Source organism: Mucilaginibacter sp. R-33, from assembly GCF_049949235.1.
In the GTDB taxonomy this organism is placed as follows: Bacteria; Bacteroidota; Bacteroidia; order Sphingobacteriales; family Sphingobacteriaceae; genus Mucilaginibacter.
This window is the reverse complement of sequence record NZ_CP188089.1, coordinates 2,237,516-2,254,766: the sequence shown is the minus strand read 5'-3', so window position 1 is coordinate 2,254,766 and position 17,251 is coordinate 2,237,516. Positions and strand designations below refer to the sequence as shown.

The window sequence follows — 17,251 nt, the reverse complement described above, 5'->3', positions numbered from 1 at the left end:
TTTCTATATTTACAGATATAAAATTATACAACCTTTGAAGAAATTTGTTGCCATATTGTTGTTGATCGTGCATACCTATGGTTCGGGCGGATCGCTGATTTTGCAACAATATTTGTCATGGAGGATGGAAGATTTTTATAATAAGCAAGCGTCAAAAGGCTTATATGATGTTCATGACCTTAAGGAAATAGCTATCCCTGTAAACCTTCCGGGTATTCATGATTGGAAAAATTATGAGAATATTAGGGGGCAGATCCAGTTTGGGGAGCAGGCATATAATTACATACAGATGCGGGTTACAAGTAAGAAATTATACTTAAAATGTATCCCCACCTATACAGAAACGCACTTTAATGCAGATAATGTATTGCATACAGCGCCGGTAAAAGGTATACCCGTACCTCAAAAAGAACATGTACCTTATGTGGGCATCTCCTTTGCGGATGTATTGATTGCCCAGTCATTTCAATCCATTGATTTCAGGGTTTTTGAAACAAAGCTTACATCAGCTGATGCGTACAGTTTTGAGTTTGAAACCACCCGTTGTATAAAAACTCCCAAACAGCCGCCCAAGGCTAACTGCTAAATACCTCCCCCTGATTTTCTTTTTTCGAGTTGCCTGCAATTACTCGTTTCCGGATGAGTTTATATCGCAACTATGTTTATGATGTTGTATTAAATATCATTTCGTTGATTGATATTGTCATTTTTCATATAAGAAATAGCAGTATCTGTTGTGAAAAAATAAGTCGGTGTTGATTTTTGTTTGAATTTCAAATTTATTTTTCTGTTGAATTGTAAATATTATGATATATAGGCGATTATTGCCCCTGTTTTCTGTACCCTTGCATTTATAGCATACGTTATTGAACAGTATGAATCTTAGATTGTAGAGATCTGAGTTTAGTTGAACAGTGTTTGTAGGAACATTGAATTGCGCTCCGGGGTGAGATACGGAGCGCTTTTTTTACGATAGATCTTATTGACTCTCTTTGTATAAAGATCGGTCGTGAATTTCTATAGGGTTTATTTTCTTAATTTGAATTGAAAATAATTTTTAATGAATTCGGTAAATGTACTAATGGCTCGAAGATCGCACAACTATGAGTTAGTAAGTGGATTTTTGTAAGTGATTGATTATTATGTGATAATGAGTTTTCTTGAATTTGCATGTAAATGCTCGAATCTGCCTAATGAATTTTGATAGCGGTAATAATATGTTTGCTTTAACGATAGTCTCTATTAGCGCCCTGCATTAGTTGCAAATGATCCGGGGCAGTTTAGGATGATGTTGACCAATTATGCTAATAACTTTTTTTCTGGGAGGGCGGAGGTTTTTTTTTGATTCGGCTAAAATCACAATGGTCCGGTGTGTATGCTGCCAGGATAATGGTTACCGGCTGGATAAATCATAAAAATTAAAAAAACCTCCAAATAATGACAACCAATTATGAAATTATTTTTACTTCAGTATGAAAACAGGGCGATCGCTTTTATACCAGACAGCGCGAGGCTCGGCAGCGTACGTTAACGTCCATTTAGAGAATAGCCGGGTAAGCTTTGAGCCTTCCTCCGTGTAAGTTATAAATAAAGATAACAACAATATCCTGTATAACGATCATGTCATCGTAGTTAAAGGTCAGAAGAGCAACGTCAACAATCCGTTTCAAGGGCTATAACAAACCCTTATGCAGCATCTGCGCCAACCAGGCCACCTGGCTGTCGCTTTGCGGAAATTTGCCAAAAACGAGTACTTCCTGCTCAAAACTTTTGAAGGCAGCATTCAATGTTTCTGACAAAAAATCAATGTCTTCCTTTGTCAGTTCGCCAATATCCTTGTTTTCGACGCCCCATACGATGATTTGACTGACAACGGCAACCTCTTTTTCAGCAAATCTCCTCAATTTGAATATAAAGCCTGAAGGGTCTAAACGCAAGTCGTCAATGGCTAACTTATACTTTGAGACCATCTGACGGAGGTTCTTTAATTTGGTGATATTAAAAGATTCGATATTAGCCGAAAAGGAGCGCCTTTTACTGATAGTAGCTTCGCTCTCCGCCAGGCAATTCAAAAAAATCTTCTCGCACACCGCGTCCAGCACCTCCTCCTTATTTTTAAAGTAATGGTATATGGTGCTTCGGCCTTTCTTACATTCATTAGAAATATCCTGCATGGAAACCCGGAGATAACCGTAACGCTCAAAAACCGCTTCAGAAGCTAAAACTATTTCTTCCCGCACCTGATCATTTTCTACTCTTTTCATAGTCGACAAAAATACATTATTTGTTTAATACGGGCGTCGTCTTTTATGATATGGGCGCAAAGGACCCGACTTAAGGAATTTATGACAATTAAATTGAAAAAAAATCAAATACAAAAAATGTATATTTGTCGAAATTAAAAAAAAATTGGTTTCGGCAAGATTGATTATTGTTCACCCCAATGAGGTAGAAAAAGAACGAAATCTGATGTTTCCTATGAAAAAAAAATCGACAAAAAAACAATAAACGTTCAATTAACTCAATGAAAACAACGATCACACTGGCCGGAGCGGTATTAACTGCCCTATGGATTACCGGCTGCTCCAACAACAGCAAATTGAAGCCGGGACCTGATACCCTCACGGTAAAAGTATTTAATTTGTCGGCAGAGGCCCAGGCAATCAATGATCGCATTGTTTATGACGGAACCCTGGAAGCAGAAAAAACGATCGACCTGAGTTTCCAGGTTTCGGGTACCATTTTGTCATTCCCGTTCAAAACTGGTGATTACGTTAAAAAAGGTCAACTGGTCGGGTCTGTGGATGAAACCACCTACCGCAGCCAATACAACGCACAACTGGCGCAGGCTAAACTGGCCAATGAAAACTATACCCGTATCAGCGAGGTTTTTAAAAAGGGAAGCGTTGCCGAGATCAAAATGCTGGAGGCTAAGTCGAATTACGAGCAAGCGACTTCAGCTGCTAATGCAACCTACCAGAACATAGCACATACACATCTTTACGCCCCGGTAAGCGGATATGTTGGCGCTAAAATGGCAGAAGCCGGTGCGGTGGCCAATCCAGGCCAGCCAGTGTTACAATTATTGGATACCCATTCGGTAAAGGTGCTGGTCGCCGTGCCTGAAAGTGAGATCAACCACTATAAAGCCGGGACCCCGGCATTCATAAAAATCGATGCGCTCGGCGATCAGACTTTACAGGGTAAAGTGACCGAAGTCGGCGTGCTTGCTTTGAACGGCAGTGCCAATTACAATCTAAAAATAGCCTTACCCAATACCAGCGCCCAATTAAGGCCAGGCATGCTATGTAAAGTGTCATTTGGCGCAGCAGAAAAAAAAGGCAATACCTTAGTAGATACTAAAGAGATCATCGTACCTGTACAGGCTGTACAGGTTGACGATAAAGGAAACAACTTCTTATTCATTATGAATGCTCAAAATAAAGCGGTACGTAAAGATGTGACCACCGGACAGCTTTACAGCAACGGTATCGCCATCAAGTCAGGCCTGTCAGGTAACGAACAAGTGATTACCTCCGGCTATCAGAAGCTTGCCGATCAAACCCCTGTTATCGTTAGTAAATAATCACCTATCATGAAGAAGAACTCGAATTTAATAGCATGGGCGATGGAGTACCATGTGTTCCCGCTTGCGCTATCGGCCATATTGGTGCTGCTCGGCCTATCCGGGCTGTTCAATATGCCCCGAAACGAATTTCCGGATTTCACTATCAGGCAGGGCCTCATCGTGGGGCAATACCCCGGCGCTTCATCCAAACAGGTAGAAGAGCAATTGACAAAAAAAGTAGAAGAATACCTTTTTAGTAATAACGAGGTTAACAAGAAAAAAACCTACTCCTTTTCCCGGGATGGCGTAATGTACATCTTTGTGGAGGTAGCAGATAACCAAAATGCCATCCAAACCAAAGCGTTCTGGAACAAAATCAAAAACGGGATGCTGATTCTGCAAAGCCAGCTTCCTAAAGAAGTTAAAGGCTTCTATATCGATAGTGATTTCGGTAATACCTCTGCCATGCTTTTGTCCGTAGAGTCCAAGACACGGCCCTATAAGGAACTGCTTCGTAATGTAGAAGACATCGAGGCAGAACTGAGGCAGGTACAGGACGTTGCCAAGATATCCCATACCGGCAACCTGAACGAGCAGATCACCATTTATGTAGATAATAATAAACTGCTGCAAAAAGGGGTATCGGTCAATAATGTGATGCAGGTGCTACAAAATGACGGCGCTATTAACGCTACCGGTAAAGTAGAAGGAAAGGTGGTAGATGAGCCCATTCATTTAAGCACCTACTATAAAACCGAGGCCGAGCTTGCTGAACAGATCATCAGGCAAGATCCTGGCGGCAATTCGGTGCGCCTTCGTGATGTAGCAACCCTGAAACGTGAGTATGATGAGCCGGACAGCTATGTAACCTCCAACGGCACTAAATCCATCGTGATATCACTGGAAATGATCACCGGCAAAAACATTGTACAGTTTGGTAAGGAGCTGGAAGAACATATCGAAAAAGTAAAGCAGCACCTGCCGCCTGATATCCAACTGGTAAAACTGGCCGATCAGCCTGAGGTGGTAGATGATTCAATCAGTCACTTTATGAAAGAGTTTGCTTTTGCGCTTATCGGCGTAGTGTGCGTTGCCTTACTCTTGCTTCCTTTCAGAGTTGCCGCAGTTGCAGCCGCCACTATACCAATTACCATAGCCGCAACGCTGGGTATTATGTATATGACAGGTATAGAACTGGACACTGTTACGCTTGCAGCGTTGATTGTGGTGCTGGGGATTGTGGTTGACGACCCTATTGTGGTAATTGATAACCACGTAGAAAAGCTGGACCACGGCATGTCGGTTTGGGATGCCGCCATTAGCAGCGCCAAGGAATTGTTTCCATCAGTGTTTACGGCTACGCTGGCCATATCAGCAACCTTTGTGCCACTGGCATTTTTTATGACCGGTACGGCGAAAGATTTTATCCGCCTGTTCCCTGTAACGATCATGATTGCTTTGACACTGTCACTGATCATCTCTATGATGGTGGTACCGTTTTTCAATACGCTGTTCATCAAAAAAGGCTTGCTGCATAATAAGGCAGATGAAAAAAGATCTTTCCTGGACCGATTACAGGATTTCTTTAATAACCATATCGGTAATTCCATGAAACACTATAAGCTAACCGTATTTTTTGCGGTACTGTCGGTGGTGATTGGCATAGGGATTATGGGAGTATTGCCGCAACAGTTGTTTCCTAAAGTGGAACGAAACCAATTTGCAATGGAGATCTACCTGCCATCGGGCTACAGGCTTTCGCAAACGGACAGCGTGGTGAAGGGAATGGAAAAGATATTAAAACAGGATAAGCGCATTCTTAATTATACCAGCTTTATCGGCAGCAGTTCGCCACGTTTCCACTCGGTATATGCGCCAAATCTTCCGTCAAAAAATTATGCGCAGATCCTGGTCAAAACAGTATCTGAAGACGCAACCGCAGAGGTGATTGTTGACTATCAGCATAAATACAGTAACCTGTTTCCGGCTGCTTATGTCCGGATGAAACAATTAAACATGATCAATGCGCTGGCAGCTATCGAGGTAAGGATCAGCGGAAATGATATTCCAGCCTTAAAACAGGTAGCCAATCAGGTTTTAGCCATCGGCAAAACGCATAAACAGGTTACCTGGGCCCGGACAGATTATAACGAGATACAGCCAACCCTAAAAATAGATGTAAAAACAGCAGAAGCTGCACGGCTTGGATTAAGCAAGGGCGATATTGCTAATGCAATAGCCATGCATTCAGAAGGGATTACAGCTACACAGGTTTGGGAAAATAATTACGCGGTAGATGTAAAGATCAAATCGCCTAAACTGTCCCGGACTGACCTTTCAGCCCTGCGTGACTTGAATATCGTAGCGCCACAAACTAAATCCCTGATCCCTTTAAGACAGGTTGCAGACGTAAACCCGGAGTGGAATGACGGCCAGATTGCCCGCAGAAACAGTGTACGTACGCTGACGGTACGTATGGATGTAACCCAGGACGCTGTTGCCAATGCCGTATTGCAGGAACTGCAACCGGCCATCGAAAAAATAAAACTTCCCGCCGGTGTTGAACTGCGTTATGGGGGCGAACTGGAATTGCAGGGAGAGAACCAGGGCCCAATGGGGACCGCGCTTGGGGTAAGTATCATATTGATATTCCTTATCTTATTATGGCACTTTAAGCACCTTAAACATGCCCTGTTGAGCATTACTACTATGCCATTAAGCTTATTGGGGGCATCTTTTGGCCTTTTTATCATGGGCTATCCCTTTGGCTTTACGTCGTTCCTCGGTTTACTTGCCCTTTGCGGAATCGTGGTCCGTAACGGCATTATCCTGATAGATTTTGCAGAAGAACTACGATTACATGAGGGTAAATCTGTTTTTGAAGCTGCAAAGCTTTCTGCCGAACGCAGGATGCGGCCGATCTTTTTAACCTCTTCGGCAGCGGCCGTGGGTGTAATACCGATGGTAATCAGCAGGTCTTCGCTTTGGGGGCCGTTGGGTACTGTGATCTGTTTCGGGTTACTGTTATCCATGTTGCTGACCCTATTCGTGCTGCCAACGCTATACTGGCTGTTCTTCCGCAAGGAGGATCAAAAGCATCCGGAAAGCAAAACACCGGAATCTGTAACTGCATAAGCTCATTATCATGAAAACATTCCTATTATCAATATTCACTTTTACATGTCTGCAGGTTGGTGCCCAACAGCATATCATTTCCCTGCAGGAAAGTAAGCAGGCTGCTATAGCCTATAGTTACGCTTTAAAAAATGGTGAGCTGAGGATAAGCTCTGCAAAAACCGATGTAGCTGCAGCCAAGTCAGATTATCTCCCATCGGTCAGCGCAACCGGGCTGGGTTTATTTGGGTTTAAAGACTTCGTATCGGCCGCGCCGCCATTATTGGAAAAAGGCATCAATAACTTTTACCTGTTTGGCGTAACCGGCACGGAATCCCTTTATGCCGGCGGCAAAATTAAAACGGGTAACCAGTTAGCGGCATTGCAGCTACAGGTCAGCCAGATCAGGAAAAAGCAATCAGCAGATTCTGTGATACTGCTTACCGAACAGAAATACTGGAACCTCGTCAACATACAGGAACAGCAGAAAACCATACTGGTTAACGAAGCATTGCTTAACACTGTACTGAAAATGCAAAAGGACATGCTAGCATCCGGATTAATTGCCCGTAACGATCTGCTCAAAGTAAAAGTTCAGCTAAGCCAGTTGCTTGTTAATAAAAGCAAGCTGCAGAACGGCCGCCGGGTGGCCCTGCTGGATTTTTCCATGTATACAGGTATTGCCTTTGATTCGCTCATGGCAATGCAAGACACCCTTAATACAAACAGCACGCCGGTATTGCCTGCCCTGCAGCCAGATACCAACCTGGCCCGTAATGCCAATTATCAGCTACTGACCAAACGCATGGAAGGCGAAAAGCTACAGACCAGGTTAGCCAATGGCGATAACTTGCCGAGCCTGGCAGTTGGTCTAAGTGCATCACAAACAGGGTCAATCAACAGCGGGATCGGGAGCAACTTTGCACCGGCCAGTTTTGTTACCCTGAGTATTCCCATCTCCAGCGGTTTATGGGGCCGGGGCAAGCAAAAGATGCAGAAGCAAAGGATCAATGAGCAAATAGCTCAAAATGATTTCCGCGACGGACAAAACCAGCTGAGAGTAGGCATTATACGCTATTGGTATGATATGCAGGACCAGCTTACACAAATCAGCTATGCAAAAGACAACCTGGAACAGGCTGCCGAAAATCTGAAAGTTAACCAGGATAATTACAAAGCCGGTTTGGCTACCATTTCGGAGGTGCTGGATGCCCAGGCTGCTTATCAGCAGGCCTCAAGTACCGTTGCTACGGCATTTGCTGATTTTTATGTAAGGTCGGCGGTATATAATTATGTTACCGCGAAAACTGGAAATCAGCCCTGACCTGAATTTAAAAAGCTAACAAATTAGCTACGGGAATGGAACATAAACGAAAACGTCTGATTGATATTACTATTGAGCTTTTTATCAACCATGGTATCATCAGTGTAACAATGGATGAAGTAGCGAAAGCAGCCGGTATGTCGAAGAAAACCGTTTACCAATGTTTTGCCAATAAGGGAATCCTTGTTGAAGCTGTTGTTGACCAACTGATCGGTCAATCTAAGAGCATCATCAGTTCAAACATCGATGCCGCAGATGACCCGGTACAGGAGTTGGTTCTTCAACAAGGGCTTTTTAAACATTTGATCGCCTTACGGTACCTTTTTAACGACATGACGTTGAAAAGGTACCCGAGGGCTATGAAAGCGTTCCATGAGTTTAAAATCAATCACCTGAAGATAATTATTGAATCAAATTTAACAGATGGCATTGCAACGGGATTGTACCGCACTGGTCTGGATGTGCCGGCTACAGCAGCCATCTATATATCGGTAGCAGACTTTTACCTGTTTAATAATACTGTAAGAACCCCGGCTGATATATTTGAAGCGCTCCGGCTATTTATAAACGGAATAATTACCGATGACGGGCGGCGTCTTCTCGCAAATTATACCAAGTAAAAGGAAACAGCGCTCTGTATAACGTATTGTTAAGCAGGCTATATCAGTAGCGCAACTCCGGATATTTTTAAGGATCACCGTGATTGTCATTCTCATATCATAAAGCATATAATATACTAAAAAGTATTTTTAATTAGACTTTTTAGTATATTTTTGTATCATAAAATTTATTAACATGCTTACTAAAGCCGAAAGAACAAAGCAATTCATCCTGGAAACAGCGGCGCCTATCTTTAATCAGAAAGGAATATCCGGCGCTAATATAGACGACGTGCTTGCTGCCACAAAATTGACTAAGGGATGCCTTTACGGTCATTTTGAAGGAAAGGAAGACCTTGCCCTGCAGGTTGTTGACCACATGTTGAATACTAACGGCGAAAAAATGTTGTTAACTATTAGCAAGGGTAAAACAGCGAAGGCTAAAGTATTTGCTTTTCTCGATTTTTATAAAGATCCTTTGAATACTTACCTTAAAGGCGGATGTCCTGTATTTAACATTGCAGTGGAATCCGATGATAACTTTCCGGCTATTAAAGAAAAGATAGCCGGTGTCATTCGCCACGGACAGGAAGTATTTGTTAGTATTTTAAATCAGGGTATTGCCGATGGTGAATTTTCTGACAAACTTGATCCGGCTGTTTATGCATTCAAAGCGGTAGCCGCGGTTGAAGGTGCAGTTGTAATGTGCAGGGCGATGAATACCGCAAAACCGATGGCCGGTTTACTCAGGAGCCTGAAAGCGGAGTTAGAAAGTTATGCAATATAATTTTTTGATATAGAATATACTAAAAAGTCTTTTTTATAGACAATGGGATTGTATTTGTGATCAAGTATTCAACCCACTGCCGCAGACATGATATAGCAAGGAATACTAACAATCAACATGAAATAGAATATACTAAAAAGTATAAAATAACAATTAAACGACAATGAATAAGGTTGCAAACCTGCTTCCTGATACTATTTAAAACTGAAAAAATGAATGATCAAATTATTTTCGAGCCATATAATTTAAATGGCCTTGCACTGAACAACCGTATAGTTATGGCACCTATGACCCGTAACCGGTCAGCAAATCCGGGCAACGTGGCCACCGAACTGACGGCACGCTACTATCAGCAGCGCGCTTCGGCCGGCCTGATCATCACCGAGGGAACCTATATCAGCCGGGAGGCAGTAGGTTACCTGAACGTACCCGGGATCTATACAAAAGAGCAGGTTGCAGGCTGGAAACTGGTTACCGATGCGGTGCACGAGCGGGGCAGCAAAATTTTCGCCCAATTATGGCACGTAGGGCGCATATCGCACCCTGATCTGCTTAACGGTGAACTTCCGCTGGCGCCATCCGCATTAAATCCGCTTACCAAAGTATTCACCCCCGAAGGCTTCAAAGACACAGTTGATGCCAGGGAGATGACAACTGCGCAAATCCAAAAGACCATTAACGATTTTAGACAGGCTGCCACAAACGCGGTAGAGGCGGGGTTCGACGGTGTTGAACTGCATGCCGCCAATGGCTACCTGCTGCACCAGTTCTTTAATCTTTACTCCAATAAACGCCAGGATCAGTACGGCGGCACTATAAAGAACCGCGCACGGATATTATTCGAAATTTTTGATGAACTGCGTACAGTAATTGATATCACGAGGGTGGGTGTAAGATTAAATCCTTCTCTTCACGGTATCCAGGGTATGATGCTTGACGAGGAAACTATGGCTGTGCATGATTATATCGTTGCCAAATTGAATGAATATGACCTGGCTTACCTCCACCTGACCGAGCCATTTACCGATGTATCGGGCAATCCCTGGGGTATTGAAGAAGTAGCCAAACGTTACCGCCCGCTCTATGATGGCACGATAATCATTAACCGCGGATTTAACAAGGAAACAGCCAGCCAGGTATTGAACAACGGTGATGCCGACCTGGTATCATTCGGGGTTCCCTTTATTGCCAATCCAGATCTTGTTGAACGTTTTAAAGCGGATGCACCGCTCAATCAGCCCGATCCATCAACATTTTATACGCCGGGTGAAAAAGGTTATACCGATTATCCAACATTGGCCCAACAATCCTAATCAAAAAAACAGTGTTCAACAGAACTCATAAAATTAAATCATGCAATTAAAAGAAAAAACGATATTGATCACAGGAGGTGCATCAGGTATCGGGTTGGAAGCCGCAAAACAGTTTTTAGCCAATGGAGCCCATGTCATTATTATCGGCAGAAACCAGGGGAAATTAGATGAAGCAAAGAAACTTTATCCGGCTATTACGGCAATTAGAAGTGATATATCAGATGCAGATGAAGCGAAAAAGCTTTTCGGGCAGGTACAGCAATTGGGCGGTATAGATATTTTATACAACAATGCAGGTGTACTTGCCGATCCGATCAACCTCGGCCTGGCGGATGACCGGCATTTTGACGACGCAGCTTATGAGATAAACGTTAATTACCTGGCGGTGATCAGGCTTAACAACCTGTTTATGGACATGCTGAAATCAAGAAAAGACAGTGCGATCATCAATACCACATCCATACTGAGCTTTGTTCCGTCGTTGCTGGAAGCTACATATGCGGCTTCCAAAGCAGCGTTGCATTTTTACACCGTATCGCTAAGAGAGCACTTAAAAACTTTAAACAGCAGCATAAAGGTATTCGAACTGATACCGCCGCTTGTTGCTACAGAAATGGCGGCTAACATGGAGGGGAAAAGAATAACTACTGAAGCCCTGGTGAAAGCGTTTGTCAACGGTCTTCAAAAAGATCACTTAACTATCCGTGTAGGCGATACCAAATTAGCTTCTGTCCTTAACCGGCTTGCTCCAAAATTGACTTTTGGTTTGGTTAATCCTAAAAGAAGTTACAAAGCAATAGCATCACAGAAATCCTTATAACCATAAAAAATAAAATCATGCGGGCATTCATAGTAAAAAGCTACGGCAAAAAAGAAAAACTACATCTGACCGAATTGCCAGAACCGAAGGTAAAGGAAAATGAAGTATTGGTACAAATACATTCAGCAGGTGTCAATTTGTTCGATTCACTTATTAGAAACGGTGATTTCAAGTTGTTTTTACCCTACAAGCCACCATTTGTAAACGGTCATGATTTAGCAGGTGTGATAACTAAAGTTGGTTCAAAAGTCAGCCGATTCAATGTCGGCGATGAAGTGTATTCGAGGGTGGGTGATCACAGGATAGGCACTTTTGCTGAATATATTGCTGTAAATGACGGTGATTTAGCTTTAAAGCCCAAAAATCTTACCATGGACGAAGCGTGCTCCATTCCATTGGTTGGCTTAACTGCCTGGCAGGCACTTGTTGAGATCGGGAATGTAAAAAAAGGCCAAAAAGTTTTCATTCAGGCAGGCTCCGGTGGTATGGGTACATTCGCTATTCAGCTGGCGAAGCATTTAGGGGCCTATGTTGCCACAACCACCAGTTCAGCTAATATAGGTTGGGTTAAAAAGCTTGGTGCAGACCTTGTCATTGATTACAAAACAGAAGATTTTGAAACCAAACTTAAAGATTACGACCTGGTGATACATAGTAACCGGGATGCCAGGATACTGGAAAAATCATTCCGCGTTTTAAAAGCCGGAGGGCAGGTGATCTCATTGGTTGGTCCCCCAACCCCGGAATTTGCACAAGAACTGGGCTTGCCCTGGTATTTAAAATTGGTGACAAAATTATTGAGTTTCGGCGCAAAGAAAAAGGCAAAAAAGGCGAATAGCAGTTTCCGGTTCCTGTTTATGCGGGCAGATGGCAATCAATTAAGACAAATTACATCATTGATAGAATCAGGTGTGATTAAACCGGTAATAGACAAAATATTCCCATTTGAACAAACCAACGAAGCGTTGGCCTATGTTGAATCCGGTCGCACAAAAGGAAAAGCTGTAATAAAAATTAAATAAAAAGTACTTCTTGTAGAATACGGCGGTTACAAGAAGTGCCCCAGCTCCCAATCTCCGCTGTGTTATTAAAAGTAAAAAAAATAAAATGACCCCGAAGTGTTTGGTACATGAGGATGTTCCGCAGCCAAGCCCCCAAAGCAGGCGAAGTGCTGATCAAAATTGAAGTCGTAGGTTTGAATTTCGCCGACGTAATGCGCCGCCGCGGCACCCCTTATCCCGTTCCTTCACCAGCACCGTTTACGCTGGGTGCCGAGATCGCAGGCACCGTGGCAGAATCGGGTGAAGGCGTTACAGGTTTGGAGGTCGGTACTCCGGTTTTTGCTACACCAGGTGACGGCGGGTACGCTCAATACATCTGTGTGCCTACGGCAACCGTTACCCCGCTTCCTCCGGGACTCTCGCCAGAGCAGGCGGCAGCGCTGGTTGTGCATGCGCTGACCGCAGTGGTCGCCTTAAAAAAATCAGCGCGTATCCAGCCGAGGGACACTGTTTTAGTAGAAGGCGCAGCCGGTGGTCTCGGTTCTTTCAGCATACAGTTAGCAAAACTTATTGTTTCGGAGGTTATTGCAAATGTGCGGTCTAAACACAGTGGAGAAGCCGACTGATTGATGTAAACCTTAACCGCTTCTTTCCCTTCCTGTCCTTTTACCCAGCCGGGTTGATTTTATGCATGTTGTCAAATAATAGCATTCCCAATTTTAATTCTGGATCCGAAGCCTTCATTGAGTCGCATATCATGCTAAATGAACACGGCCATATTGGCCACCTTTTTTTACTAAGTTAAATGTTCCGAATTGTCACATATGCCAGCCCGGTTTATAAGAGGTTAATAATTGATTCTCATTGGATAATTCTTGTATAGCCTGATAGCCAATTGTTTGATAAAATTGCTAGGTCTTTTAACTGGTATATAAACGGGGCTTAAGGTTCTTATGTTCTAAAAAAGTTAAAATCAAGATAAGCAAATATTTAGGAGGGCTGGCTTTTGCCCTACATAGATTTTGTCGTAAACCGCCGCATTTTTGTTTAACCTTTATAACCATTTTTAATTAATTATAAATCGAATCACTATGAACAATTTTTCCATCACGGCAATAACAAAAACTTTTTTTGTTGTCCTATGTCTATCCTTACTTATATCCTTAAACGGCTGCAAAAAACAAATAACCAAACCCAATGATCCCGAAACGGCGGTTGTAAAGCCCCAAGCTCAGACGCTTGCCATCTATAAACCGATAGAAATGCAGAATATGAACTGGGATGCTGACACCAGCAAATTCTGCTATGCACGTTCAAAACAATCAGCTCATTTTATCCTTTTTTGGTCTAAAGAATATGGTAAGGATCTGCCTTCCGCAAGTACTGTACCTGATGCCTACCGGGTAGACATCGAAGACCTTTTAAGTAAAGCAGAAACCTTTTATGACCTGAACGTTAACAAACTCAAGTTTGCCGACATAAGCAGCGGAACCTCCAAACTGAGTAAATACAAAATGCTGATCTTTCTTTACCACCAGGATGCCTGGCTGGCAACTGGTTCGGGGTACGATGATACAATTGGTGCTTTATGGGTTAGCCCTTCAACCTGTAAACCTGTAGGCTCGGTAATTGCCCACGAAATCGGCCATAGCTTCCAATATCAGGTATCATGCGATTTGGGTCTAACACATGGTTTCAGATATGGATACGGGCCGGACGCTTCCGGTGGAAACGGATATTGGGAACAAACCGCGCAATGGCAGGCATTTCAAGCTTATCCGTCAGAAACATTTACCGCCTGGGAATTTGCAGATTACTATAAGAATTACAATAAACATCTCCTTCATGAAGATTATCGTTATGCAAGTTACATCATTAATGATTTTTGGGCCCAGAAACACGGGGTGGATATTATCGCCAGGATATGGCGGCAGTCTGCTAAGCCTGAAGACCCGATTCAGGCATACCAAAGATTAACCGGAATTGATAACAACAAATTCAATGATGAAATTTACGAGCAGGCAAGTAAAGTAGTTACCTGGGATCTGGATGCTTTAAGGAACGATGGCAGGCCTTATATCGGGAAACTGTATTACAAGATGACCCCGCTGGAAAACGGATGGTTTCAGCCTGATTATAGCTTTTGCCCGCAAACAACCGGATTTAACGCGCTTCCGCTCAACTTACCCGAGGGAAGCACAACGGTAAGTGCCGATTTTGCGGGTATGGCAAATGCTGTAGGTTTTAATCAGGTTGCCAATCCTTCCAATGCTGGTTGGCGATATGGATTTGTGACATTGATGAAGGACGGAAGCCGTGTTTATAGTAACATGTTCAGTAAGAATAACGGTAAAGCAACGTTTGCCGTACCGGCCAACTGCGACCGCCTCTGGTTTGTGGTTACGGGAGCGCCTAAAACATATTCACGACATGCCTGGGACAATGATAACAGCAACGATGAGCAATGGCCTTATAAAATAAAGTTTTCCAACACCAACCTTTTAGGTTATGCAACCCCAGGTAGCTCTGCCATTCCTAAAGATGTATCTTTTTCATATGATGTGTCTATAGCCCATGATGACATTAATTACGCCTCTACACAGATAAATGTCGATGTTTCAAAACTTATCAGTGCATTTTTGTTGCAGTCCGATCAGTTGACGAGCCTTATGGGCTCGAATATTAAGTTTTATGCTGTTGAAAGTAATGGACAATTAAATGCAACTACGACTGCCAACGGATACGGCCAATGGTTTAATACCTCCGGTAACGTAGTCCCCTGGGGAACGGACGCAGTGGTCTGGTCCGAATATGATGAGAAGAACTTTATTTTTACTGTGGGCCAATATCCGGGACATGTGAAAGCAGGTGATAAATATACAATCAAACAAGCTCTGATATACACCACACCAAGCAACAATAGCGCAAAGGCAACCTTTACGTTTAACGTTACTATTTTGTAATAAATTTTGAAGATGCGCCGCGTTTTCGAAAAGTTAAAAAACACAAAGCTGTATCACTATTTGAAGTGTAACCGAAAAGTTAGACAAACTAATTTAATTATTCATGATGAGCCCGGTATTTATCGGGCTCATTTCTTTTAAGGTGAATTTAATTCTATTGTTGTATTTGATAGCCGGCAAGGCAGAAGTACAAGATGTACATAGTTTGGGAATGCTAGCGTGAAATTATTTAGTACGGCATTTAAGTTCTATTGTTTTCTAACCAACCTGGATTCAGATAGGTATATAGTTAATCAATTAGCTAATATTACCACATCTCCTTGATTGATTATAAACGTATAAAATACAATTATAATTATCAATAATTCTATAAATTTTCACTTTTAAGGTATATGCGGCAATAAATTATCCTTTCATTATATTAAATTATCCAAAAACTTTAAAAGCTTGTTTCATGGTGTTTATTAATTGTAAATTAAACAACAATTAATAAGCCCCTGTATGAAAGTTTTGCAGTTTACCATCCCTGTCGCTTACGATAAAACTGTGATCGCAGAAAAAGTTTGCCAGAAACACCATTATCCTTATCTGCACCGCCATAAAGAAATACAAATTACCTGGATCAGAAAGGGAGAAGGAACATTGATAGCGGGAAACCATATGCATGATTATACCGCCGGCGATATGTTTTTTATCGGAGCTAATATGCCGCACGTTTTCAAGAGTAACCCGGATTATTTTCTTACAAGCCCGGATAAGGAAGTAGAGGCTCTTACCATATTCTTTAACCCAGAGGGAGGACTCACCCAATTGTTTGACCTTCCGGAAATGAAGCAAACATTATTTTTTATACAGCAACACCAGCAAGGGTTTAAATTTCCGGCTTATCTGCGGGGAAAAATATCAAGCGCTATGGTTAATTTAGAACAGGTTTCCGGGATTGACCAGTTAATTGCCTTCTTCGACCTGCTTAAATTGGTTGTTGATATAAAAACAAAACTTGATCCATTGTCCTGTGGAAATCTTCCTGTAATTACTGATCATGAAGGTATCCGGATTGGCACCATTTACGACTATATTATCCACCATTATGGTAAGGAACTAACCTTGGAGGATGTCGCGAAAATAGCATTTATGACCCCGGAATCATTTTGCAGATATTTTAAAAAGCATACCGGACACACGTTTGTTTCTTTTTTAAATGAAGTGAGAATTAATGAGGCTTGTAAAAAGCTTGTAGCAAACAGATTTGAAACCATAAATACCGTTGCCTATAAATGCGGATTTAAAAGCATCACCAATTTTAACCGGGTGTTTAAATTAATTATCGGCATAACACCCAAAAATTATATGGACAATTATAACCAAAATATTTTAGCATTTAACGTCCAGGCAGGTTGATGTTTCACGTTTCTAACCGTACGTACGATTAAATTATTACTTACTTAAAGTACGATAAACCGGTGTGAAAAGAATTATTGATGGGTACCCTTTTACGTTCGGCAGTAAACTTAACTTCAATCGTTTCAGCCTCAAAACGTTATGGATGTGGAAGAGCCCGGGGAGCGGCCTGTTTACCTATTTTCAACCGGGCCGGCGCGTGCAAACCAATACGCAGGACGGCTGGAGTTTTAACAAGTATTTACAAATTCCACGATCAGGGAATCTGTTATCAGGTCTGACAAATGGTAAAAACCTGGAACATCATTCCGGGGCGTCAGGTGATCCGGGATGACCTTGATCATCAGCCATAGCTGCGAAA

At 42.5% G+C, this 17,251-nt stretch carries 14 protein-coding genes; 13 read left to right on the top strand and 1 reads right to left on the bottom strand.

The window, feature by feature from the left end; all coding sequences use genetic code 11:
- Positions 1–34 precede the first annotated feature (34 nt).
- Positions 35–586 carry a hypothetical protein gene (locus tag ACP26M_RS09645; protein ID WP_426588327.1) on the top strand — a complete coding sequence of 184 codons (552 nt, stop codon included), beginning with the start codon at positions 35–37 and terminating at the stop codon, positions 584–586.
- A gap of 1,087 nt (positions 587–1,673) precedes the next feature.
- On the opposite strand, the gene ACP26M_RS09640 is transcribed toward ACP26M_RS09645, so the two are convergent.
- A complete protein-coding gene (locus tag ACP26M_RS09640; protein ID WP_129570612.1) occupies positions 1,674–2,264 on the bottom strand; it encodes a TetR/AcrR family transcriptional regulator in 591 nt (196 codons plus the stop codon).
- A 260-nt stretch (positions 2,265–2,524) separates the two neighbouring features.
- Between ACP26M_RS09640 and ACP26M_RS09635 the strand changes: the two genes are divergently transcribed.
- The 12 genes from ACP26M_RS09635 to ACP26M_RS09580 all read left to right on the top strand — a co-directional run bounded on the left by ACP26M_RS09635 (position 2,525) and on the right by ACP26M_RS09580 (position 17,224).
- On the top strand, positions 2,525–3,586 hold the full coding sequence (locus tag ACP26M_RS09635; protein ID WP_426588325.1) for an efflux RND transporter periplasmic adaptor subunit: 1,062 nt from the start codon (positions 2,525–2,527) through the stop codon (positions 3,584–3,586).
- Between the two features lie 9 nt (positions 3,587–3,595).
- On the top strand, positions 3,596–6,703 hold the full coding sequence (locus ACP26M_RS09630; RefSeq protein WP_426588323.1) for an efflux RND transporter permease subunit: 3,108 nt from the start codon (positions 3,596–3,598) through the stop codon (positions 6,701–6,703).
- A gap of 10 nt (positions 6,704–6,713) precedes the next feature.
- Positions 6,714–8,006 carry a TolC family protein gene (locus ACP26M_RS09625; protein WP_426588321.1) on the top strand — a complete coding sequence of 431 codons (1,293 nt, stop codon included), beginning with the start codon at positions 6,714–6,716 and terminating at the stop codon, positions 8,004–8,006.
- Between the two features lie 35 nt (positions 8,007–8,041).
- Positions 8,042–8,626 (top strand): TetR/AcrR family transcriptional regulator, encoded by a 585-nt coding sequence (locus ACP26M_RS09620; RefSeq protein WP_426588319.1) that lies wholly within the window; start codon positions 8,042–8,044, stop codon positions 8,624–8,626.
- Positions 8,627–8,801: 175 nt separating this feature from the next.
- Complete coding sequence (locus ACP26M_RS09615; RefSeq protein ID WP_426588317.1) at positions 8,802–9,392, top strand: TetR/AcrR family transcriptional regulator; 591 nt, start codon at positions 8,802–8,804, stop codon at positions 9,390–9,392.
- A gap of 212 nt (positions 9,393–9,604) precedes the next feature.
- Entirely contained in the window at positions 9,605–10,705 is a 1,101-nt protein-coding gene (locus ACP26M_RS09610) for an alkene reductase (protein WP_426588315.1), read from the top strand.
- Positions 10,706–10,745: 40 nt separating this feature from the next.
- Positions 10,746–11,525 carry an SDR family oxidoreductase gene (locus tag ACP26M_RS09605; RefSeq protein ID WP_426588313.1) on the top strand — a complete coding sequence of 260 codons (780 nt, stop codon included), beginning with the start codon at positions 10,746–10,748 and terminating at the stop codon, positions 11,523–11,525.
- A gap of 17 nt (positions 11,526–11,542) precedes the next feature.
- Complete coding sequence (locus ACP26M_RS09600; protein ID WP_426588311.1) at positions 11,543–12,547, top strand: NADP-dependent oxidoreductase; 1,005 nt, start codon at positions 11,543–11,545, stop codon at positions 12,545–12,547.
- A gap of 107 nt (positions 12,548–12,654) precedes the next feature.
- A complete protein-coding gene (locus tag ACP26M_RS09595) occupies positions 12,655–13,152 on the top strand; it encodes a quinone oxidoreductase family protein (RefSeq protein WP_426588309.1) in 498 nt (165 codons plus the stop codon).
- A 465-nt stretch (positions 13,153–13,617) separates the two neighbouring features.
- Positions 13,618–15,489: a DUF4859 domain-containing protein gene (locus tag ACP26M_RS09590; RefSeq protein ID WP_426588307.1), complete on the top strand. Its 1,872-nt coding sequence runs from the start codon at positions 13,618–13,620 to the stop codon at positions 15,487–15,489.
- 501 nt (positions 15,490–15,990) lie between these two features.
- Positions 15,991–16,890 (top strand): AraC family transcriptional regulator, encoded by a 900-nt coding sequence (locus ACP26M_RS09585; protein ID WP_426588305.1) that lies wholly within the window; start codon positions 15,991–15,993, stop codon positions 16,888–16,890.
- A gap of 64 nt (positions 16,891–16,954) precedes the next feature.
- Positions 16,955–17,224, top strand: coding sequence for a hypothetical protein (locus tag ACP26M_RS09580; RefSeq protein ID WP_426588303.1), 270 nt, complete (start codon positions 16,955–16,957; stop codon positions 17,222–17,224).
- Positions 17,225–17,251: the final 27 nt, after the last annotated feature.